The organism is Catenuloplanes niger (assembly GCF_031458255.1).
GTDB lineage: Bacteria > Actinomycetota > Actinomycetes > Mycobacteriales > Micromonosporaceae > Catenuloplanes > Catenuloplanes niger.
The window spans coordinates 4252799-4274064 of the sequence record NZ_JAVDYC010000001.1 but is presented as its reverse complement, the minus strand read 5'-3'; the positions used below and the strand labels follow the sequence as shown (position 1 = coordinate 4274064).

Sequence of the window (21266 nt, the reverse complement as noted above, 5' to 3'; positions counted from 1 at the left end):
TAGGTTTTTCTGTCGCGCACCGAGGAAGCCTCACCAAGGTCCCCCCGCTGCTCGGGACCCTACCGCTGCTTCAGGCAAAGAACGAAGTCAAGGGAATCAAGCTGACTGTTGAAGAAGTACCAGTTTGTGTACCCCTCGACGGCCTCGCACTTCTTTTTCGCGTCGTCCTCACCGGTCGCCGGTGCGTCGAAGCGGGCGAGCACCTCGTACACGCTCTTCTCGTCACAGTCAGCGATCTTCATCACCGGCTTGGCGGTGTCGCCGACGTTCTGGACGCACTCGCCCTTCTTCGCGTCGCGCGCGTCGCTGACCAGGGGCGCCGACGCCGAGGGGGCCGGTGCCGAGCCACCGGCGGACGGCGCCGGGGAGCCGGAGTCGGCCGGCTGCGGCGTCGGGTCCTCGGTGGCCGTGTTGTTGGTGTCGTCGCTCGTCCGGTTCAGCAGGTAGAACGCGGTGCCACCACCGGCCAGCACGAGCAGCACCAGGACCGCGATCAGGATGACCATGCCGCTGCCACCCTTGCGCGCCGGCGGACCGGGCTGCGCGACCGGCGGCCCGGGCGGGCCGGGAGGTCCGGGTGGTGTCGGGGCCCAGCCGCCGGGCGCGGCCTCGGTGGCCCGCTGGGCGTAACCGGTGCCGGTGACGTCGTAGCCGCCGTTGCCGTACCCCTGCTGCTGGCCGTACCCCTGCTGCTGCCCGTACCCCTGCTGGTCGTAACCGCCCTGGCCGTAGCCGGCGCCCTGGTCGTAGCCGCCACCGTCGTTGTTGTCCCGGCCCCAGTCGCCCCAGGGGTCGGACGGCTCGGTGTACGGCTCCTCCTGGGGGTCCCGGCCGCGTCCGGGATACGGCCCGCCGGGCGGTCCGTAGTTCGACATGGCACTGCCTCCTACCGAGCTTCTGCGTCAGCTGCCTGCGGGTCGGGCCGCCAGCCCGGCGACCTCAGCCACCGTAGCCGGGGCATGCCCCTCCCCCACCTCCCGGAAGTGTGCCAGTGTCGGCAACCCGTGTCGTGATCAGGCGGGCTACGATCAGCGCGGTGTCCGTCTCACTCGTCGTCATCACGGCCGCGCTCGGCGCGGTCGTCGGGATTCTGACTCCGCGGGTGGCCTGGCGGCTGTCCGTCGAGTTCGGCGAGCCGCCGCGGTCGGCCTGCGACAACTGCGGACACACCACCGATGCGTGGGTACGGGTCCGGGTGGCCTGCCCGGGTTGCGGCCGCCGGCTCGGTCCACGTCCGTGGCTGACCACCCTGGTCGGTGCGGTCTCGCTCGGCGCGCTCGGCTGGGCGTTCGGCCCCGACCCGGTGCTGCCCGGCTACCTGGCGGTGGCCGCGATCGGTGTGCTTCTCGCGTTCGTCGACCTGGCCGTGCTGCGCCTGCCGGACCCGCTGGTCGGTGCCGCGGCCGTGCTCGGCGGCGGCGTGCTGCTGCTGATCTCGCTGCTCGACTGGTCCTTCGCCCCGCTGCTGCGCGCGCTGCTCGGCGGGCTCGTCCTGTTCGCGGTCTACCTGGTGATCGCGCTGATCCCGGGCGCGAACCTGGGCTTCGGCGACGTGAAGCTCTCCGCGGTGCTCGGCCTGATGCTCGGCTGGCTCGGCTGGCCGGCCGTGCTGCTCGGCCTGGTCGTGCCGCACCTGCTGAACGGCCCGGTCGCGCTGGTGCTGCTGGTCACCGGCCGGGCCGGTCGCGGCACGGATCTGCCGCTCGGGCCGGCGCTGCTGGCGGGCACGCTGGTCGCGGTCGTGATCGCGCGGCACGGGTTGCCGCTGTTCGGCTGAGATGGAAGATCTACTGTTCAGTGCCCTCGGATGATCGGCTGGTGTCGATAGTCCGAGGAGGGAAAAATCGGCTCTCGGCTATCGGTTATCCGACATCGCCGGTGCGGGTGGCGTCGCGCATCGCAAAACGGGAATTACACCCATCGATCGACGCTGATATGTCTTATTCGTTCGGTTTGACCTAGGCCGAACGGACGATCGCCCGTCGGGTCAGGCTGTCATTCCGTCGACATCGAGCCTCCACGGTGTCTATTCCATCGGGCCGGTCACCCGACTAGTCCTGGTTGCTGTGGCGGGCAGAGTCGTACCTCGGCTGGTCCACGGCCGTACAGCTCATGAGCCGATCACGGCTCGCTCCCGCGGCGCGTCCCGGCACCGCCCTGCCGGCCGCGTCACGACAGGCCCGACCCGAAGACCAAGGGGAGAAGGATGCTGAACCTCTACGCCCGAGCGGCGGTGTACGTCGCCGGAGCCCGTCACCGGGACCGTGGCGCGACCGCGGTCGAGTACGCACTGATCATCGCAGGTGTCGCCGCGGTGCTGGCGGTCGTCGTGTTCGCACTCCAGGACGTACTGCGGGACATGTTCCAGGAGACCTGCACGGACATCGCCGCCGGCACGGGTGCGCCGGTGCCGCCCGACTGCGTGGCCCCGTAACACCTGATCACAGCGTCGCCACGGCCCGTACGGGGGCGGGTCGTGGTGACGCTGCCGGCCGAACGAGACGGAAAGGCAGTCATGCGGCTCAGGGGGAGGCGACGGCACGCCGATCGGGGTGCCGCGGCGGTGGAGACCGCACTCGTTCTGCCGTTGCTGCTCATGGTCGTGTTCGCGATGATCGACTTCGGCCGGATGCTGAACACCCAGATCAAGGTCACCGAGGCGGCCCGCGAGGGCGCCCGCGCGCTCGCACTCGTCGGTGACGACGAGGCCGGTGCGGTCGCCGGCACCGTGTTGGGCACGCCGCCCGCCTCGTTCCCCGGGCCCGGTGACTGGACCGGCACCTCGATCGAGGACTGCGCCGGCCCCATCGAGGACAACGCGACGTACGAGGTGGTGTACGGCTTCGTGTTCGTCACCCCGCTCACCGTGTTCGCCGACATCGGCGGCGGCGCCGTCCGGCTGAATGCCACGGCGGTCATGCCATGCCGCGCCTGACCGGACGGCGATCGCGCCGGAGGGACCGCGGCGCGGTCGCCGTCCTCGTAGCGATGATGTTCGGCAGCGGTATGGTCGCCGGCTTCGGCGCGCTGACCGTGGACGTCGGCCTGCTCTACGCGGAGCGCACGCAGCTGCAGACCGCCGCGGACGCGGCCGCCATCGCGGTGGCCAAGGTGTGCGCGCTGCGCCGGGCGCAGTGCAACACGAGCGACATGCTGGCGGAAGGCCTCCGGTACGCCAGGGCCAACGTGAAGAGCGCCGGGGCCGGGGTCAGCAGGATCTGCGGCAGCGTCCGGGTCGACGTCCCACTGGCCAGGCCCGGCCCGATCACGGCCTGCCCGGCCCCGCCGGACAACCTGACCCGCTGCCTGGGCGACCGGCCCGGCACCGGCGAGTTCGTCGAGGTGTGGGTGGAGACCCGGCGGTCGGGCGGCAGCACCGCGCTGCCGCCGGTGTTCGCGGGCGCGGTCACCGGCACCGACGGCGTCACGGTCGGTGCATGCGCGCGCGCCTCCTGGCAGGTGGTCAGCACGGTGCCCGGCGCGCTGCCGATCGTGCTGTCCGACTGCCGGGTGCGGCAGGTGTTCGACACCCGCGGCCCGGAGCTCGCACCGGAGGACGGCCGGCACCGGGCGGGCCGAGCCGGCGAGATCCGGCTGCCGTTCCGGGAGATCGACGCGGGGTCGCCCATGTTCGGCTACTGCCGGGCTCCCGGCTGGCCGCGCCGCAGCGACGCGACCGACGGCTTCGGCGGCGACGTGCTCGGTGACGACCCCACGCGGTGCGCCCGGACGACCTTCACCATCGGCACCGTCCGCGCGCTCCGGGACGGCGACGGCGACGCGAACGCGTTCTGGGGAGAGAGCCGCCGGGGCCGGAAGCCGCCCGGTTGCTTCGCGCTGCTCAACGAGCTGGTGACCAGCAAGGAGCCGATCCCCGTCGCGGTCTACCGGCCCACCTCCACCGGTGCCTCGGTGGAGAGCATCCGCAGTTTCGTGGTCACCGGCTGGTACCGCCGGGGCTGGCCGGACCGGAAACCGCGCGTGCCCGGACGGGACGACCGGTGGAACATGCGCTCCACGCTGACCGGCGCGACCCGCTGCGCGGTCAGTCCACGCTTCACCGACTCCTGTCTCTTCGGCTACTTCACCGCCGACCCGGCCGGCGGTGGCGCGGCCGGACCCGCCTCGATCCGGATCACCGGCTGACGATCAAGAAACGGACCGGTTCTTCATGTCTCGTCGCATCCTCGCCGTCTTCCTGGCGATCGTCCTGGCCGTGCTCGGCACCGCGGCGGTGCTGTACTACGTGAACCGGGCCGACGACCGGGCGGTCGACGACGTCAGCGCCGTCGAGGTGCTGGTCGCTCAGCAGCGCATCGCGACCGGCACCACCGGCACCGTGATCAGGGACCGGCAGCTCGCGGTCACCACCCGCATGCCCGCGTCCAGCCTGCCCGAGGGCGCGGTCACCTCGATCACGCCCGAACTGGAGAAACAGCTGGTCACGTCCACGCTGCTGCCGGGCCAGCTGCTGCTGCGCAGCATGTTCGCGAACGCGACGGAGACGTCCAGCGGCCTGGCCATCCCGAGCGACAAGGTGGCGGTCAGCTTCGAGGCGTCGATGGCGCAGCAGGTGGCCGGGTACGTGCGGCCCGGCGCGCACGTGGCGCTGTTCGCGTCGTACACCGCGACCGCGAACGGCAGCAAGGCGATCGGCGGCGAGGGCGTCCGCGGCACCGCGGTGCTGCTGCCCCGGATCGAGGTGATCGCGATCGGCGAGTACGGCACCGGCGAGACCACGATCACGCCGCAGGACGGCGCACCGGACGCGGAGCCGACGACGCTGGTCACGGTGGCGGCCTCCACGGTGGAGGCCGCGAAGATCATCACGGCGGCGAACGCGGGGGCGATCTACCTCGCGCTGCTCACCGACGAGTCCGACGTCCAGGCCGGCGTCGGCGTCGACGACAACAACGTGTTCGGGTGAGGTCGCGATGACCATCCTGTACGAGCCGTCCCGGCAGGCCGCCCAGCATTTCGGCATGCTGGTCGGCGGCGACGTGCGCACCGCGCTCAGTCTCGACGACGTGTACGCGCTGCTCAACGAGGACCCGGACGAGCAACTGGTGCTGATGGGGCCGAACACACCGCTGCCCGAGGCGGTCAGCCTGGCGGCCCGGCAGCGGCTGGCCCGCCCGTCGCTCGGCGTGGTGCTGCTGCGCCACCAGCTCGAGGTGAGCGTGCTGGCCGAGGCGATCCGCTCCGGCGTGCGCGAGGTCACGGACGTCAACGACCCGACGAACATCCTGGCCGCCTGCGCGCGGTCGCAGGACCTGTCCCGCCGCATGCACGGCGGCCTGCACGCGAAGACGTCGGAGCGCGGCGACGCGGTGGACGGCAAGGTGATCACGGTCTACGCGGCCAAGGGCGGCTGCGGCAAGACCATGCTGGCCGTGAACCTGGCGGTGGCACTGGCCGGAGGCGGCGACAAACGGGTCTGCCTGATCGACCTGGACCTGACTCTCGGTGACGTGGCGCTGATGCTGCAGCTGTCGCCGGAGCGGACCATCGCGGACGCGGTGCCGGTCGCGGACCGGATCGACGAGACCGGCCTGCGCACCATGGTCACCAACTACTGCCCGGGCGTCGACGTGCTGCTCGCGCCGGTCGTCCCGACCATCGCGGAGCAGATCAGTCGGGATCTCGTCACGGAGATCCTCTACCTGACCCGCGGCATGTACGACTACGTGGTGGTGGACAGCCCGCCGGTCTTCAACGACCACGTGCTGGCCGCGCTCGACTCGTCCCACCAGTACCTGCTGGTCGCCACGCCCGCGGTTACCGCGATCAAGAACCTGCGCATCCTGCTCGACACGTTCGACGTCCTCGACTACCGCAAGGAGAACCGGCTCGTGATCCTCAACCGGGCCGACGCGCGGCTGGGCGTGACGCCGGCCGACATCGAACGCGTGCTGCGGATTCCGCTCACCGCGCAGATCCCGGCCAGCCGTGACGTCTCGATCTCCATCAACCGGGGGGTGCCGATCGTGCTCGACTCCCCGGCGCACCCGGTCAGCGAGGCGATCCGCGACCTGGCCGGGCACCGGATCGGGGCCGGTGTCCCCACCCCCAAGGGCCTGAGGTCCATGCTGTCCCGCCGTGGGAAGAGGTGAACTGGTGACCGACCAGCAGAATCGCAGTCCCGGCCGCCGACCCGACGAGATCCCGCGCACCGGCAGCGGCTTCTCCGCGGCCGAGGTGCTGGCGCTGAACGAGGACTCGCCGTACCCGGCGACCGCGATCCCGGTGACCGCGGTGCCGAGCACGAACTTCCCGTTCAGCGGCGCGTCAGTGTCGACGTCCGCCACCGGCGCGTTCGGGCGCCGCAACGCCCGCCGCGCGTACGACCCGCTGGCCGAGGTCCGCCGCCGCGCCCACGGTGCGCTGCTGGAACAGCTCGGCCCGCAGATGTACGAGGCCGGCGCGGACGAGGAGGAACTGGAGCGCCGCGTCCGTGAGGCGCTGCCCGGCCTGCTCGCCAAGGAGGACCAGCTCACCGCGGGCGACCGAGGGGTGGCGTTCCGGCAGGTGATCGACGAGATCGTCGGGCACGGGCCGATCGAGCCGCTGCTGCGCGACCCGGACATCACCGAGATCATGGTCAACTCGTGGGACCGGATCTACGTGGAGCGGTTCGGCCGCATCCAGTCGGTGGAGACCGCGTTCCTGGACGAGTGGCACCTGCGCCGCGTGATCGACAAGATCGTCTCGCGGGTCGGCCGCCGGGTGGACGAGTCCAGCCCGATGGTCGACGCCCGCCTCCCGGACGGCAGCCGGGTCAACGCGGTCATCCCGCCGGTCACGCTGGACGGCGCCGCGATGACGATCCGGAAGTTCGCCGCCAACCCGTACGGCGTGGAGGACCTGATCGCGTTCGGCACGCTCAACCCGTCGGTGGCGTCGCTGCTGTCCGCCTGCATCCAGGGCCGGCTCGACGTGCTGATCACCGGCGGCACCGGCACCGGCAAGACCACGCTGCTCAACGTGCTCTCCCAGATGCTGCCGCCGCACGAGCGCATCATCACCATCGAGGACGCGGCCGAACTGCGACTGGCCCAGGACCACGTGGTCCGGATGGAGTACCGCCCGCCGAACATCGAGGGCCGCGGCGAGGTCACCATCCGCGACCTGGTCCGGAACGCGCTGCGCATGCGGCCGGACCGGATCGTGGTCGGTGAGGTCCGGGACGGTGCCGCGCTCGACATGCTCCAGGCGATGAACACCGGCCACGACGGCTCGCTCACCACCGTGCACGCGAACTCGCCGCGCGACTCGCTGTCCCGCCTGGAGACCATGGTGCTGATGGCCGGCATGGACCTGCCGGTGCGCGCGATCCGCGAGCAGATCGCGTCCGCCGTGGACGTGATCGTGCACCTGAGCCGGCTGCGCGACGGCACCCGGCGGGTCACCCACGTCACCGAGGTGCTCGGCCTGGACGGCGACGTGATCCTGACGCAGGACATCTTCCTGTTCGACTTCCGGTCCGGCACCGACGCGTACGGCCGCTACCAGGGCGAGCTGCGTCCCACCGGCACCCGGCCGCAGTTCCTGGACAAGCTCGCCGACTCCGGCGTCGACGCGTCCCCGCACAACGTCGGCCTGCAGGACGTGCTGCCGTGACCACACCGGCCGGCGCCGCCGCCGCACACCGCCCGGCCGGGGCCGAAGGTGGCCGCCGCGATGCTTGAGACGGGCACCCCGACGTTCCGGATCGTGATGGCGGCGCTGGTCTTCCTGGCGCTGCTGTCGATCTTCCTGCTGATCTTCTCCCCCATGTTCGGCCTGGTGGAGCGCCGTCGCCGGATGGCCCAGGTGGAGGAGTTCGCGGCCGCGGTGCACGCCGACCGGACCCGGACGTCCCGGCCCGCGTCCCCGTTCGCCCGGGTCGCGGTCTCCGCCGCCGAACAGGTAGTCCGCACCCGGGGCTGGGAGGAGCGGATCGGCCGCCAGCTCGACCGGGCCGGCCTGAAACTGCGCCCCAGCGAGTGGCTGCTGGCCCGGATCGGCGTCGCGCTCGGCCTCGCGGTGGTGCTAACGCTGCTGATCGGCCCGCTCGGCTTCCCGCTCGGCGCGTTCCTCGGCGTGATCGCGACCGAGCTGTTCCAGCGGCACATGGCGAACCGCCGCGAGGAACGGTTCGCGGCCGCGTTCCCGGACGCGATCCAGATGGTGATCGGCTCGCTGCGGTCCGGCTTCTCGCTCCAGCAGGCGCTCGACGCGATGGTCCGCGAGTCCGTCGACCCGCTGGCCGGCGAGTTCAGCCGCGCGCTCGCGGAGGCCCGGCTCGGCATGGAGCTGGAGGAGGCGCTGGACCGGGTCGCGAAACGCATGAACAACAAGGACCTGGCCTGGACCGTCATCGCGATGCGGGTGCAGCGCGAGGTCGGCGGCAACCTGGCCGAGGCGCTCAGCAACACGATCAACACCATCCGCGAGCGCGAGCTGCTGCGCGGCCACGTGCGCGCGCTCTCCGCCGAGGGCCGGCTCTCCGCCTGGGTGCTGCTCGCGCTGCCGATCGTGCTCGGCGGGTTCATGTTCCTCAGCCGCCGGGAGTACGTCGCGCCGCTCTTCACCGACCCGCGCGGCGTCCTCATGCTCGTCGCCGGTGTCGCGCTGGTCGCGCTCGGCGGTTTCTGGCTCACCCGGGTCGTCAAGGTCGAGGTCTGACGTGGACGTGATCGTGCTCGGCGCCGGACTCACCGTCATCTTCGCGGCGCTGCTCATCCTGCTCCTGACGCTGGTCCTGGGCGGCGCCGACCGCCGCGGCCTGGCCCGCGCGCTCGCCGACATCAACACGGTCTACGCGCCCGGCGCCGCACAGGGCCGCCGCACCGCGCTCTCCGCCGGCCCGGCCGGCCGGCCCGCGCTCGGCCGCGCGGTCACGTTGCTGGCCAGCCGGCTCACCCCGGACCGGGCCGCGGCCTGGCTGCAGCGCACGCTCGACCACGCCGGCAACCCACCGTCGTGGCCGCCCGCCCGAATCCTCGAGGCGCAGGGGTGGAGCATCGTCATCGGCGTACCCGTGGGCGCTCTGCTGGGTCTCGGCCTCGTCGCCCGCGGCTCGTCGCCGGCCAGCACGCTGATCCTGGGCGCGCTGGCCGGCGGGCTGATCGGCTGGTGGGGCCCCTACCTGCTGGTGCTCAACGCGGCACAGCGCCGCCAGGAACGGTTGCTGGACACGCTGCCGGACACCCTCGACATGCTCACGCTCTGCGTCGAGGCTGGTCTCGGCTTCGACGCCGCGCTGATGCAGGTCGCGGCCGGCATCGACGGCCCGCTCGGCGGCGAACTGGCCCGCGCGCTGCAGGAGATGCAGATGGGCAAGCGACGCGCGGAGGCACTGCGTTCGCTCGCCGCCCGCACCACGATCCCGGAACTGCGCAACGCCATGATGTCCATCGTCCAGGCCACCGAGCTGGGCATCCCGGTGGCGTCGGTGCTCCGCGAGCAGTCCCGCGAGATGCGGGTCAAACGCCGCCAGCGCGCGGAGGAACGCGCCCGCAAGGTCCCGATCAAAATCCTCTTCCCGCTGGTCTTCTGCCTGTTCCCGGCACTCTTCGTGGTCATCCTCGGCCCCGGCGTACTACGACTGATCGACACCCTCGGCAACGGGTAAGACCCAGACCAAATTCTTGATCTTCCCGCTTCCGGCGTGGTGCGGCCCGCATGCTCCCGCGGGCCAACCTCGCCGCGGGCTCCGACTCCGCTGGCGCTCCGCTCCACCCGCGGCGCCGGAGCCGGTGCCGCCGGTCCCGGCAAAAGATCCCACCACCACCCACGCCTCGTCACGCGGCAGAGAGGGCGTCAGCGGATCCGGCCGCCTTCTGTGACGAGCCATTCGCCGGTTTCCCAATCCGATGGACCTTCGTCGACGCGGAAGCAGAGGTCGAACCGGATCTCGAGATTCGGACATGCGTGCCGGACGTAGACGGTGCGGAAAATGTCCTCAAGGCCGGGTAATCCGGTCCCCCACGGGGCCGGGATCAACTCCTCCAGCTCGGCGCGGGTCAGGGTCGTCCAGAGGGCGAACTGCCATGTCGTGTGCGAGCTCCACTCGTCATGCACGAGTTCGAAGCGTGGCTCCCGCCCGACGACGAAATCGCGAATATCGGTCGTCAACTCACCGGGAGTCGCCGGAAGGATGAACGGCCACGGTTCACCGGTCGGATAGTGATACATCGCAGCCACGGCGGCCAGGTCGCGTACCAGGTCGTGCCACTCATCTGCAGGCACGGACCGGGTGGGCAGGTTGACGCCGGTGTGGTCGACACGCCCGACATGCCCGGTGAGGCGCCGTGCGAGGTCGGCCAGTTCCATCCGCTCGCGGTCCGGAATCGCATTCCGGCCCGCAAGCGGGATGCGCCGGCCGATGTTCAGGACGATTTCCGGTTCAGGCACGTCAGCCAGCCCGACCCGGGTTACCGGGCGGGCGGACGGTGGCATCGGTGGAGTCAAGACCAGGCTGTCCGCGGCATCGCTCGAGGCGTAAGCGACCTCGGCGAGCAGACTCCGCAACTCATCGAGGAACTGCCTGTACGCGGGTGAAGCCGGAAGGCAGAACACAATTTCCGCAAGTCGATCCACGGCCCGAACGTAACAAGATGAGGGCCTCACCAGTCGTGCCGTTCTTGGCGGCTTCGGACACTGCGCGGCCGGAATTCGGCCGCGCGCTAACTCAGCGTAGTGAAAGAGGGGCCGTAACTCGCCGGGGGCGCTCGACCTCACTGACATATAACCAGCCTGCCCTCGGCCGGTTGTCGCGTCGGTAAGCATGTGCTTTCGGGCGCCCTGCGCCCGAAATTTCACCATTTATCGACGCCGCCGCGACGTGCCTGACCGTGATCTCCGCGCCTCGGAAACTCCGTAGGCGACGCTGGTCGTCAGGTCGATCAATGACCGATGCGAAAAGGCGGCCCGCAGCGCTTGATGACCTCGTTTTCGCATCGGTCATTGATCGGCGAGCTTCGACGCGGGAGGCTTGTCATGATTTTTCGGGCGCGCTGATGGTCGGCGCGGAGCGTGTGGGCCGGGCCGGGGCGGGGCGCTGCGGGGTGTGGGCTGGGGCCGGGCCGGTTGCGGTGGGTGTATGTCTTTCGTGAGATGCGGGTGCGGGGTGCGGCGCACCAGACTTGATCCCATGACCGAAACTCTCGCCGGTGCGGCCGCGGTCGTACTGCTCGCAGTCCTGTTCTTCCTGGCCCTTCGTCATCGGCGGCAACAGACCGGTGTCGTCCTGACCGATGCGCGCAACCGCTCGCGATACTCCACCTCGATCTTCGGCAGCAGCATGACCGGTGACTCCGGTGGCAGCGGCGACGGCGGTGGCTCCGGTGGCGACGGCGGCGGCTTCGGTGGTGGCTTCGGTGGTGGCGACGGCGGTGGTGGTGGCGGCGGTTCCTAGGCGGTCAGCAGGCCGCGGTCGGTCGCGGTGGCCACGGCCTGGTTGCGGCCGGTCACGCCGAGCTTGTCGTAGATCCGGGCCAGGTAGGTCTTCACCGTCGACTCGCTCAGGCCGAGCGTGGCCGCGATCTGCGGCACGGTCAGCCCGTCCCGCAGCAGGTTGAGCACCTCCCGCTCGCGCGGGCTGACCACGGTGGCCGAGTGCCGGCGCCGGGTCAGCGCCCCGGCCAGGTCCGGCGCGGTGAACGAGCCCGGCGCGGCCGCCGCGTGCCGGACCGCGGCCAGGATCGCGCCCAGCTCCTCGGTCCGCGGCAGGAACGCGGAGATCCCGGCCTCGAGCGCGCGCAGCAGCAGGTCGTCGTCGCGCGCGGCCAGCAGCACTATGCCCAGCGCCGGGTGACCGCGCCGGACCTCGGCACCCCAGGTGAGGCCGTCGCCGTCGGCCAGGTCCAGGTCCAGCAGCACCACGTCCGGCTGCTGCGCGGCGAGCAGCGCCAGCGCCTCCGCGCCGGACGCGGCCGCGCCGACCAGTCGCAGATCCGGCTCGCCCTCGAACGCCGCCGCGATCCCCACCCGGGTCAGCGTGGCGCCGGACGCGGAGACAACGGTGACGGTCATGCGCGGAGTCTGGTCGTTCCGCGGCGGAATAGCGGTCGGCTACCTGACAGCCCTGCCGTTCGGTCACCCGAGATCGGCCGGGCGGGTCAGATCAGCCGTAGCTGCCGGTCCTTGGGCTTGCGGGGTTCGGTGGCGCCGAGCCGTTCGAAAAGACCGGAGTCGATGTCGGCCAGGAACGGCGTCGGCGTGCTGTCTCGCTCCGCGCCGTACCGGAAGCGTCGCGCCGCGTGGCTGACGTAGAGCCGGTCCTGCGCGCGGGTGAGTCCCACGAAGAACAGCCGCCGCTCCTCGTCGACGTCGTCGGACGACGGCTTCTCGCCGGGGAACCGCATCGGCAGCAGCCCGTCCTCGCAGCCGACCAGGAACACCACCGGGAACTCCAGGCCCTTCGCCGCGTGCAGCGTGAGCAGCGTGACGGCCTCCGCGCGCGGGTCCAGCGTGTCGACCTCCGCGCCCATCGCGATCTCGCCGAGGAAGCGCTGCAGGTCGTCGCCGCAGCGCAGCGCGAGCGGCTTGAGCACGTCCACCGCGGACCAGATGTCGGCCGGCTCGACCGCGGCCGGGGAGTCCAGCGTCGGTGTCGCGTACCGCTCGGCCAGCACCTGGCCGGTCAGCCGCACCCGGGCCGCGACCGAACCGCCGAGCCCGTCCTGATGGCGGAGCTCACGTGCGATCGCGGAGACGCCGACGCGGTCCCGCAGCCGGTTGTGCGAGCGCTTCTGCACCGGGATGCCGGCCCGGTTCAGCGCGTCCAGGATCGGCCCGGACTGCGCGTCGGTGCGGTAGAGCACCGCGATGTCGGAGAACGAGATGTTGGAGGTGCGTCCGTCCGCCCGGCCCGCGTCCATCGACCGGTGCGACACGCCACCGACCAGCTCGTCCACGGTCCGCGCGACGAACTCGGCCTCGTCCCCGGCGGATCCGGCCGCGAGCCGGCCGACCAGCGGCGCCTCGGGGTCGAGCCGGGCCGGGTCCAGCCGGCGGCCGCGGACCAGCGACGCCGGCGCGATCGCCTGCACGGCCGCGGCCAGGATCGGCGCGGACGAGCGGTAGTTGCGGGTCAGCCGTACCGTCCGGGCGTCCGTGAAGTCCTGTGCGAAGCGCAGGAAGTAGCCCACGTCCGCGCCACGGAACGAGTAGATCGCCTGGTCCGGGTCGCCGATCGCGCACAGGTTGCCGTCCGGCGGGCTGAGCAGGCGCAGCAGGTCGTACTGGACCGCGTCCACGTCCTGGTACTCGTCGACGAAGATCCACCGCCAGCGCGCCCGGTACTCCTCGACCAGCGCCTTCGACTCGGTCAGCAGCGCCACCGGCAGCGTGACCAGCTCGTCCAGGTCGACCAGGCTGTCCGCGCGGAGCAGTTTCGCGTACGCGGCGTCGTCCTCACCGGCCTCGGCTCGCGCGGCCGCGCGCTCCGCGTCGTCCGCGATCCGGAAGTCGGCCGGCAGCCCGGCCGCGGCCGCGTTCTCCCGGAGGATCTGCAGGCCCAGCGAGTGGAACGTGGAGACCGTGACGTCCTCGGCGACCGGGCCGAGCAGCCCGTCCAGCCGCTCGCGCATCTCCTCGGCCGCGCGCCGGGTGAACGTGATCGCCAGGCACTGCTCCGGGAAGACGTTCAGCTCCGCGCAGAGGTACGCGATCCGGTGGGTCAGCGTGCGGGTCTTGCCGGTGCCCGGGCCGGCCACGATCAGCAGCGGCCCGGACGGCGCGGACGCGGCCACCCGCTGCATCGCGTCCAGCCGGTCCAGCAGGCCGGTGCCGACCTCCTCCATGCCGGAGAGCATCGGCTCGAACGGCTCGTGCGGGGACGGCGGCGGGGCGAGCGGCGGCTGCGCCTTCGCCGGCGTCTTCTGCGGGACCGAGGCGACCCCGCGTGCCGGCCTCGGCCGCGCCGCGTCCCCACCCGGCGAGCCCGCGCCGGCGCTCCCGGCACCCCGCGAGCCCGCGCCGGAGGTCACGGCACCGGGTGAGTCCGCGCCGCGGCCCGGCCCGCCCGCCGTCCCGGCGCCGGACGCGGTGACCAGCGGCGAGGTGACCAGCGGCGGGGTGGGGGAGTTCGTGGTGGTGGCCGGCACCGACACGGCCGCGGTCCGCTTCGCCGGCTTGCTGGACGCCGCGGCCGTGGCCTTCCGCTTCGCCGGCACCCGCTGCTGCGGCACCGGGAGATCGAACAGCGTGTCCGCCTGGGCGGCGCCACCGGACGAGTCCAGCTCCCCCGGCTCGAACAGCTTGATGACGCCGTACTCCCCGTCGTACCCGGGGATTCTCCGCACCTGTCCGCGGCGCAGCCGCGAGATCGCCTCGCCGATCAGCTCGCCGCCGGCCGCGGTCACGTCCGCCACCGGCACGGTCGTCAGGATGGACAGCTCCGAGCCGAGCGCCGCGATCAGCGAGTTGAGCTGCCCCTCCACGGTCTTCGACCGGGCGCCCACCGCGTTGATCTCACCGAGGATCTCGGCCAGCGGCACCAGGTGGGTGACCTTCTTCGCGTTCGGCCGCGGAACGTCCGGCGACCGGTCGGCCAGGTCCTCGACCCGGCTCAACACGCCGATCGTGAGGCCCTTGCCGCATTCGGGGCATATGCCGTTGTTCGCGCGCGAGCGGGCCGGCTCCCAGTTGACCCCGCAGTTGCGGTGTCCGTCCGCGTGGTACTTGCCCTCCTCGGGGAAGAACTCGATCGTGCCGTCCAGCCCGACGCCGGTGCGCAGCGCCTCGCGGACCGAGAAGTAGTCCAGGGCCGACGACAGCACGGTCGCCTCCCGGGCCAGCGCCGGCGGCGAGTGCGCGTCCGAGTTCGAGACCAGCTGGTACGCGTCCAGGCTGCTCACCCGGCCGTTCATCGCCGGATCCGAGGAGAGCCCGGTCTCCACCGCGAAGATGTGTTCGGCGAGGTCGGCGTAGCAGTCCGCGATCGCGTCGAAACCGGACTTCGACCCCAGCGCGGAGAACCACGGCGTCCAGATGTGGGCCGGCACCAGGAACCCGTCCGGGCTCGACTCCAGCACGATCTCCAGCAGGTCGCGCGAGTCCAGCCCCAGGATCGGCCGGCCGTCCGAGCCGAGGTTGCCGATCCGGCCGAGCGCGGTGTTGAACCGGGCGGCCGCGTCCAGGTCCGGCATGTAGATCAGGTGGTGGACCTTGCGCGTACGGTCGCCGCGCTTGTAGATCGTCGAGATCTCCACCGAGAGCATGTAGCGCATCGGGTCCGCCTCGGCCGCGCTGGACAGGCGCGGCGGCAGGCGCCGGGCGATGTCCGCCTCAACGTCCGGGGCGAGCCGGTAGAGGCCGGGCTCCGCGGGCTGCAGCGTCTCGCGCAGGTGGTCGAACCAGGCGGGATGGGTGAAGTCGCCGGTACCGAGCAACGCCACGCCCTTGCGCCGGGCCCACCACGCCAGGTTCGGCATGTTCAGGTCACGACTGCATGCGCGCGAGTACTTGGAGTGAATGTGCAGGTCGGCCACGAACGGAGGCGCGGCCGCGGCGCCGTCGACGGGTCTCGCGCTCAACGGGGGCACGCTGCATCCTGCCACGCCGCGCCGCCCGGCCGCGCGTCGCCACGCCCGGGATGTGACGTACTCACGAACTCCTTAGCCTCCGGCGAAGGGCGGCAGCACGTCCACCGTCGGGTTCGTGGGCAGCTCGGTGGCCGGGTCCCGCCAGGCGGTGCCGTCGACCAGGTAACTGGCGCGGGCGAAGACCGAGGTCAGCCGCTCGCCGTGCCGGTCGGCCAGCTCGGCCAGCAGCGCGTCCAGCGTCGCCGCCGACGAGTCCAGCGTCTCCTCCGGGGTGCCGGCCGCGGCACGGGCCGCCGCGAAGTACCGCACGGTGATCTTCATGAGGTCAGCCCCCGATCGCCGACATCGGGCGGGCCGGCTGCAGGAACGACGGGTCGTCGATGCCGTGCCCGGCGCGTTTGCCCCACATCGCGATCCGCCACCGGTCGGCCACCTCCTCGTCGGAGGCGCCGGAGCGGAGCGCGGCACGCAGGTCGGACTCCTCGGTGGCGAAGAGGCACGCGCGGACCTGACCGTCCGCGGTCAGCCGGGTCCGGTCGCAGTCGCCGCAGAACGGGCGCGTCACGGTCCCGATCACGCCCACCCGGGCCGGCCCACCGCCGAGCGCGTCGTGCCCGTCGACCAGCCACGTCTCCGCGGGTGCGCCGCCCCGGGCGACCGGGTCGGGCAGCAGCGTGAACGCGGCGCGCAGGTCGCGCAGGATCTCCTCGGCCGTGACCATCGAGGCCCGGTCCCACCCGTGCTGCGCGTCCAGCGGCATCTGCTCGATGAACCGCAGCTCGTAGCCGTGCTCCAGCGCGAACGCGAGCAGTGCCGGTGCCTCGTCGTCGTTGATGCCGCGCATCAGCACCGTATTGATCTTGACGGGGGTCAGCCCGGCCTCGGCCGCGGCGCGCAGCCCGGCCAGCACGTCGTGCAGCCGCCGGCGCCGGGTCAGCGTGGCGAACCGCTCGTCGTCGAGTGTGTCGAGCGACACGTTGATCCGGTCCAGCCCGGCGTCGCGCAGCGCGACCGCGGTCCGCTCCAGACCGATGCCGTTCGTGGTCAGGCTCATCTGCGGGCGCCGCTCCAGCGCCGCCACCTCGGTGATGATCCTGGTGAGGCCGGGCCGGATCAGCGGCTCGCCGCCGGTGAACCGCACGTCCTCGACGCCCAGGTGCACGACCGCGATCCGGATCAGCCGGATCACCTCGTCGTCGGTGAGCACGTCCGAGTTCGGAAGCCAGGCCAGGCCCTCCGCGGGCATGCAGTACACACAGCGCAGGTTGCACCGGTCGGTCAGCGAGACCCGCAGATCGACGGCACGCCGGCCGAACCGGTCGATGAGACCCGGGTCGGCGGGGCGGGGGGCGACTTCGTCCACGCGTCGAACTTAGCGCGTGCTTCGATCACCGGCGAAGCATCAGTTCGGCGGCCTGACGAACCTCGGCCCGGTAGGCCGACCCGAACAGCGCGGTGTGCACCAGCAGGAGGTGCAGCTGGTGCAGCGGGATCCGGTCCCGCCACCGGTCGTCCAGCGGCCGGCCGAGCGCGGCCGCCGCCTCGGCGTACCCACTGATGATCTGGTCCTGCTCCGGTACGCCGCCGAAGAGCAGCAGCGCGGCCAGGTCGGTCTCCCGGTGGCCGCCGTGCGCGGCCGGGTCGATCAGCCGGACCCGCCCGTCCGCACCCCACAACACGTTGCCCGGCCACAGGTCGCCGTGGATCCGGGACGGTGGCTCGTCACCGCCGAAGCTCTCGATCCGGTCCAGCACCCGCGCGACCGCCGCCTGCGTCGCCGCGTCGAGCGCGCCGTTGTCCACCGACCTCCGCAGGTGGGGCAGCAGCCGCCGCTCCGCGAACCAGGTCGCCCACGGGCCCGGCGAGGGCGTGTCGTCCTGCGGCAACGCGCCGATGAAGCCGTCGGGGTGGCCGGGCAGCGCACCGAACGCGGGTGCCCCGGCCGCGTGCGTCACGGCCAGCTCCGCGCCGAACCGCCGGGCCGCCCGTGGCGTGGCCGCACCCGGCTCGATCCACTCCATCGCGAGCAGGTCCGGAAGAACCACGAGCACCTCCGGCACCGGTACGCCGCCGGCCGCACCGAGCCAGGCCAGCCCGGCCGCCTCCACCTCGAAGAACGTGTCCGGCATCGGGGCCGGCCGGTTCTTGGCGAAGAGCGAGGTGCCGTCGTCCAGCGTCAGCCGGAACGCGTCCGAGACGCTGCCGCCGCCCACCGGGGTCTGCCGGATCCGCTGATGGGTGAGAAATGTCGGGAGGTGCTGCGGGTGCGCACGAAGGTAGGACATGTCCATCCGCTTGTTCTCCCCACCGGGTGCCGATCCAGTCATTATGTCCGTATGGGTGCGGTGACTGTCCGTCCATATCGTCCGGTGGATCACGGCGCGGGCCGGCAGCTCTGGGGCGAGCTGACAAAACGGCACCGGGAGCTGTACGACGACCCGGGGTACGGCGGCGCCGACCCGACCGCCGCGTTCGAGGAGTACCTGACGCGGCTCGACCTGTCCGGCGTCTGGGTCGCCGACCACCCGGTGGACGGCGTGATCGGCCTGGTCGGGCTGATCGTGGACGGCCGGCGCGGCGCCGTGGAGCCGATCGTGGTCGCGGACGGGCACCGCGGAGAGGGCGTCGCCACCACGATGCTCGGCTTCCTGGCGGAGGAGGCGCGCCGCCGCGGTTTGACCTCGCTCACCGTCTCGCCGGAGTCCCGCAACGTCGAGGCGATCACGTGTCTGCACGCGGCGGGCTTCACCGTGCTCTCCTCGGTCCAGCTGACATTGGACCTGGACCGGCGACCCGGGGTCTGGCGCGACGGCCCGCAACTCCACTCACTCGACTTCCGCTCCTGAGCTGGGGTTCTCCTTTATTCGCACCATCTGACTGTGGACAGCGCCGGTGTCGTCCACAGCCGTTCGACTCGCCGCCGGCCGGTCACGACGCTCGCTGCATGAGCCTCTCCGATCTCCGCGTGGCCTCCCCCGCTCACCTGGTCGCGGTCGTGCCCTACCTGCTCGGGTTCCACCCGCGCGACAGCCTGGTGGTGGTCGGCCGTCGCGAACATACGCTGCTGTTCGCGGCCCGCCGGGACCTGCCGCCGGCCGACACACCGTTGGCCGAGGTCGCCACGTTCGCGCAGCACATCGCGGCCGTGGTGGCGCGGCAGACGATCGACTCGGTGGTCCTGTTCGGCTGGACCGACGAGCGCAGCAGCGGCGCCGCACTGGTCGCCGAGGTCGCGGACGCGCTGCTGGAGCTCGGCATCCCGGTGAGCGACCAGCTGCGCGTCGCCGGCGGGCGCTTCTGGTGCTACCTGTGCACGGACGAGGGCTGCTGCCCGCCCGCGGGCCGGCCGTTCGACGCGGAGGCCGCCGAGATCCGCCGGAGCGCGGGCTTCGACGTGTTCGCCTCCCGCGAGGCGCTGGTCGCGTCCGTGGCACCGGCCGACGACGAGGGGATGCGGGTGGCCACCGTGGCGGCCGACCGCCGGCTGGAGGAGCTGGCCGCCCGCACCGGGCCCGGTGCCGGCCCGCTGTTCGGCGCGATCCGGCGGGCCGGTGCCCGCGCGGTCGGCGTCGCCATGGCGCGGCATCGGGACGGCGGCACGCTCGACGACGACGAGGCGGCGTGGCTGAGCGTGCTGCTCGCGCACACACCCGTCGGGGAGTACGCGCTGGACCGCGCGGACGCCGCCGGCTGGCAGGTCGAGCTCTGGGCCGACCTGCTGCGCCGCGCCCGCCCCGAGCTGGCCGCGATGCCGGCCGTGCTGCTCGCGTTCACCGCGTGGCGCACCGGCCAGGGCGCACTCGCCGCGGTCGCGGTCGACCGTGCGCTGGAGGCCGACCCGTCACTCGGCATCGCCCGCCTGCTCGACACCGTGCTCACCGACGGCATCCCACCGTCCGAGCTGGATCGCGCCGGTGCCGCATGACGGGCCGGATGCGGCGCCGCCGGTCACACCGGGAGCCAGGCCAGGCCGTCGAGCGTGGCGAGCGAGACCGCGCGCAGGCCGCCCGGGCCGGCGGTCCACAGCGTGCCGCCGATGACCAGCGAGCGGGTGATCGGGCTGCCGTCCGGCTGGGCGAGCGTGCCGGTCTCCCGGATCGCGTCGCCGGTCAGCGTGAGCACCAGCGCGGCCGGTGCCGCGCCGGTGCGGTCGGCGACCGGCACCACCAGATGCCCGGTGGCCGGCCAGAACAGGAACGCGTGCGGGTCGAACTCGGCGGCCGAGCTGTGCGCCGGCAGGCGGTGCTGCGCCAGGCGGGCCGGCGCCCTCGGGTCCGACACGTCGAAGAGCGACACCTGCAACCCGGTGACCGCGCCCTCCGCGGTGGCGTCCTGCCCCACCCCGATCAGCCGGCCCGGCGCGGCCGGGTGGAGGTAGGCGGAGTAACCCGGGATCTTCAACTCCCCGGTCACCACGGGCCGGGCCGGGTCGCGCAGGTCGATCGCGTAGAGCGGGTCGGTCCGGCGGAACGTGACGACGTACCCGCGGTCCTCCAGGAACCGGACCGAGTGGATGGTCTCGCCCCGGCCCAGGTCGCCGACCGTGCCGGTGACCGCCAGGGCCGTGCCGTGCTGCGTCAGCACCGTGACCGAGCCGGCGTTCCGCGCCTCGACCGTGGTGGCCGCGCGCAGGCTGCCGTTCCACTCGGACAGTGCGTACTGGTTGAGCAGCCGGCCGGGCACCACGCCCGACGCGGCGTAGCGGGGCGTGGCACCACCGGTGTCGAACCGGTAGATCTCGGTCCGGTCAACGCCGCCGTCCGCGACGTAGAGGCTCGCGGCCGTGCCGTAGACGGTGTCGCCGTCCGCGACCACGGTCACCGGTGTGCCGTCGGCCAGCGCGGTCCCGGCCAGGTCGAGGCTCAGCATGGTCAGCATGCGCACCCCGTCGTACGAGGCGGGCCGGCTCACCCGGTCGCACGGGACCGTGCCGGTGGTGACCGTGCCGTCCGGCGCGGTCACCTCGAAGCGGGGCAGCCACACGTCGTCCCCGGCCTCCGCCACGATCCGGCGGTTGACGTCCTCGTTTGCCCGGTCCAGCGGAAATTCGATGCGCGGCGACGAACGGACCACGACCCGGGCCGTGCCGCCGGTCTGCCGCGCGTCGACCAGCGCGCCGTCCATCGCGTAGCGGCCGATCTGGCGCGGTGCGGCGGTCAGGTCGATCAGGCGCAGGTCCAGCCGGGACTGCCGCGGCACCGGCCAGCCGCGGGTGTCCTCGGCGAACCCGTTCGGGACGCTGACCGGCGCGTCCGGGGCGGTCAGCACCAGCGCGCGATCACCGGAGAGCAGCAGGTCCGCGGCGCCGTACGCGCCGGTCAACGTCAGCTCGCCGGTCTGCGCGCGGGACGCCGCGTCGACCACCCGGAGCACCGGGACGCCGTCGCGCACCGCGATCGTGACGATCCGGCGGCCGTCCGTCTTGATCAGGTCGGGCTCGTCCACGCCACGCTCGTGCGTGTTCGTCCCGGAGAACGCGTCGCCGGCGGCACCGGCGGACAGATCGGACGCGTTCGGCGCCAGCTCGGCGCCGTCCCGCTCCGCACCGGCGGCCGGCACCGGCACCTCGTCGCCCGCGAATCCGAACGGGCCGACCTTCGCCGCCGCGGACGCCCGGAGCGTGTCGTAGAGACCGGGGCAGGAGTCGTATGAGACGAGTCGCAGGCCCTCCGCCGGCGTCACCGGCGGAGCGTCGGGAGTGTCGTCCGAGGACGACGTGCAAGCCGTCAGCGC

The 21266-nt window shown here is 72.4% G+C and carries 20 protein-coding genes; 12 read left to right on the top strand and 8 right to left on the bottom strand.

Annotated elements, in window-relative coordinates:
- Positions 1-59: 59 nt before the first annotated feature.
- Positions 60-875, bottom strand: coding sequence for an LppU/SCO3897 family protein (locus J2S44_RS18830; RefSeq protein ID WP_310415541.1), 816 nt, complete (start codon positions 873-875; stop codon positions 60-62).
- A 161-nt stretch (positions 876-1036) separates the two neighbouring features.
- Here J2S44_RS18830 and J2S44_RS18825 point away from each other — a divergent pair, with 161 nt between their 5' ends.
- From J2S44_RS18825 to J2S44_RS18785, 9 genes are all read left to right on the top strand, one after another.
- The gene (locus tag J2S44_RS18825) at positions 1037-1777 is read left to right on the top strand and encodes a prepilin peptidase (protein ID WP_310415538.1); all 741 of its coding nucleotides are present in this window, start codon (positions 1037-1039) and stop codon (positions 1775-1777) included.
- A 429-nt stretch (positions 1778-2206) separates the two neighbouring features.
- The gene (locus J2S44_RS18820; protein WP_310415535.1) at positions 2207-2434 is read left to right on the top strand and encodes a Flp family type IVb pilin; all 228 of its coding nucleotides are present in this window, start codon (positions 2207-2209) and stop codon (positions 2432-2434) included.
- A gap of 129 nt (positions 2435-2563) precedes the next feature.
- A complete protein-coding gene (locus J2S44_RS18815; protein ID WP_310415533.1) occupies positions 2564-2935 on the top strand; it encodes a TadE/TadG family type IV pilus assembly protein in 372 nt (123 codons plus the stop codon).
- Complete coding sequence (locus J2S44_RS18810) at positions 2923-4146, top strand: pilus assembly protein TadG-related protein (RefSeq protein WP_310415530.1); 1224 nt, start codon at positions 2923-2925, stop codon at positions 4144-4146. Before J2S44_RS18815 ends, J2S44_RS18810 begins: the two co-directional genes overlap by 13 nt.
- Before the next feature lie 25 nt (positions 4147-4171).
- Positions 4172-4927 carry a Flp pilus assembly protein CpaB gene (gene cpaB, locus J2S44_RS18805; RefSeq protein ID WP_310415528.1) on the top strand — a complete coding sequence of 252 codons (756 nt, stop codon included), beginning with the start codon at positions 4172-4174 and terminating at the stop codon, positions 4925-4927.
- A gap of 7 nt (positions 4928-4934) precedes the next feature.
- The gene (locus J2S44_RS18800; protein WP_310415525.1) at positions 4935-6113 is read left to right on the top strand and encodes a CpaE/TadZ family protein; all 1179 of its coding nucleotides are present in this window, start codon (positions 4935-4937) and stop codon (positions 6111-6113) included.
- Between the two features lie 4 nt (positions 6114-6117).
- Positions 6118-7620 carry a TadA family conjugal transfer-associated ATPase gene (locus tag J2S44_RS18795; RefSeq protein ID WP_310415522.1) on the top strand — a complete coding sequence of 501 codons (1503 nt, stop codon included), beginning with the start codon at positions 6118-6120 and terminating at the stop codon, positions 7618-7620.
- A 60-nt stretch (positions 7621-7680) separates the two neighbouring features.
- A complete protein-coding gene (locus tag J2S44_RS18790; RefSeq protein WP_310415519.1) occupies positions 7681-8667 on the top strand; it encodes a type II secretion system F family protein in 987 nt (328 codons plus the stop codon).
- 1 nt (position 8668) lies between these two features.
- Positions 8669-9616 carry a type II secretion system F family protein gene (locus J2S44_RS18785; RefSeq protein WP_310415516.1) on the top strand — a complete coding sequence of 316 codons (948 nt, stop codon included), beginning with the start codon at positions 8669-8671 and terminating at the stop codon, positions 9614-9616.
- A gap of 188 nt (positions 9617-9804) precedes the next feature.
- Here J2S44_RS18785 and J2S44_RS18780 read toward each other — a convergent pair whose 3' ends face one another.
- Positions 9805-10584 (bottom strand): hypothetical protein, encoded by a 780-nt coding sequence (locus J2S44_RS18780; protein ID WP_310415513.1) that lies wholly within the window; start codon positions 10582-10584, stop codon positions 9805-9807.
- Positions 10585-11137: 553 nt separating this feature from the next.
- Here J2S44_RS18780 and J2S44_RS18775 point away from each other — a divergent pair.
- On the top strand, positions 11138-11401 hold the full coding sequence (locus J2S44_RS18775; RefSeq protein ID WP_310415510.1) for a hypothetical protein: 264 nt from the start codon (positions 11138-11140) through the stop codon (positions 11399-11401).
- On the opposite strand, the gene J2S44_RS18770 is transcribed toward J2S44_RS18775, so the two are convergent.
- From J2S44_RS18770 to J2S44_RS18750, 5 genes are all read right to left on the bottom strand, one after another.
- A complete protein-coding gene (locus J2S44_RS18770; protein WP_310415507.1) occupies positions 11398-12018 on the bottom strand; it encodes a helix-turn-helix transcriptional regulator in 621 nt (206 codons plus the stop codon). The two genes, J2S44_RS18775 and J2S44_RS18770, sit on opposite strands and share 4 nt — an antisense overlap.
- A gap of 86 nt (positions 12019-12104) precedes the next feature.
- Positions 12105-15533: a UvrD-helicase domain-containing protein gene (locus tag J2S44_RS18765; protein WP_310415504.1), complete on the bottom strand. Its 3429-nt coding sequence runs from the start codon at positions 15531-15533 to the stop codon at positions 12105-12107.
- Positions 15534-15605: 72 nt separating this feature from the next.
- On the bottom strand, positions 15606-15854 hold the full coding sequence (locus J2S44_RS18760; protein WP_310415501.1) for a MoaD/ThiS family protein: 249 nt from the start codon (positions 15852-15854) through the stop codon (positions 15606-15608).
- 4 nt (positions 15855-15858) lie between these two features.
- Positions 15859-16896 carry a GTP 3',8-cyclase MoaA gene (gene moaA, locus J2S44_RS18755; protein WP_310415498.1) on the bottom strand — a complete coding sequence of 346 codons (1038 nt, stop codon included), beginning with the start codon at positions 16894-16896 and terminating at the stop codon, positions 15859-15861.
- A gap of 25 nt (positions 16897-16921) precedes the next feature.
- Positions 16922-17824 (bottom strand): fructosamine kinase family protein, encoded by a 903-nt coding sequence (locus tag J2S44_RS18750; RefSeq protein ID WP_310429764.1) that lies wholly within the window; start codon positions 17822-17824, stop codon positions 16922-16924.
- A gap of 78 nt (positions 17825-17902) precedes the next feature.
- Here J2S44_RS18750 and J2S44_RS18745 point away from each other — a divergent pair, with 78 nt between their 5' ends.
- The gene (locus J2S44_RS18745) at positions 17903-18379 is read left to right on the top strand and encodes a GNAT family N-acetyltransferase (RefSeq protein ID WP_310415495.1); all 477 of its coding nucleotides are present in this window, start codon (positions 17903-17905) and stop codon (positions 18377-18379) included.
- A gap of 98 nt (positions 18380-18477) precedes the next feature.
- Positions 18478-19458, top strand: a complete 981-nt coding sequence (locus tag J2S44_RS18740; protein ID WP_310415493.1) for a DUF4192 domain-containing protein — start codon at positions 18478-18480, stop codon at positions 19456-19458.
- 23 nt (positions 19459-19481) lie between these two features.
- Here the strand turns inward: J2S44_RS18740 and J2S44_RS18735 are convergent, their stop codons facing one another.
- Positions 19482-21215, bottom strand: a complete 1734-nt coding sequence (locus J2S44_RS18735) for a beta-propeller domain-containing protein (protein ID WP_310415490.1) — start codon at positions 21213-21215, stop codon at positions 19482-19484.
- Between the last annotated feature and the right edge of the window lie 51 nt (positions 21216-21266).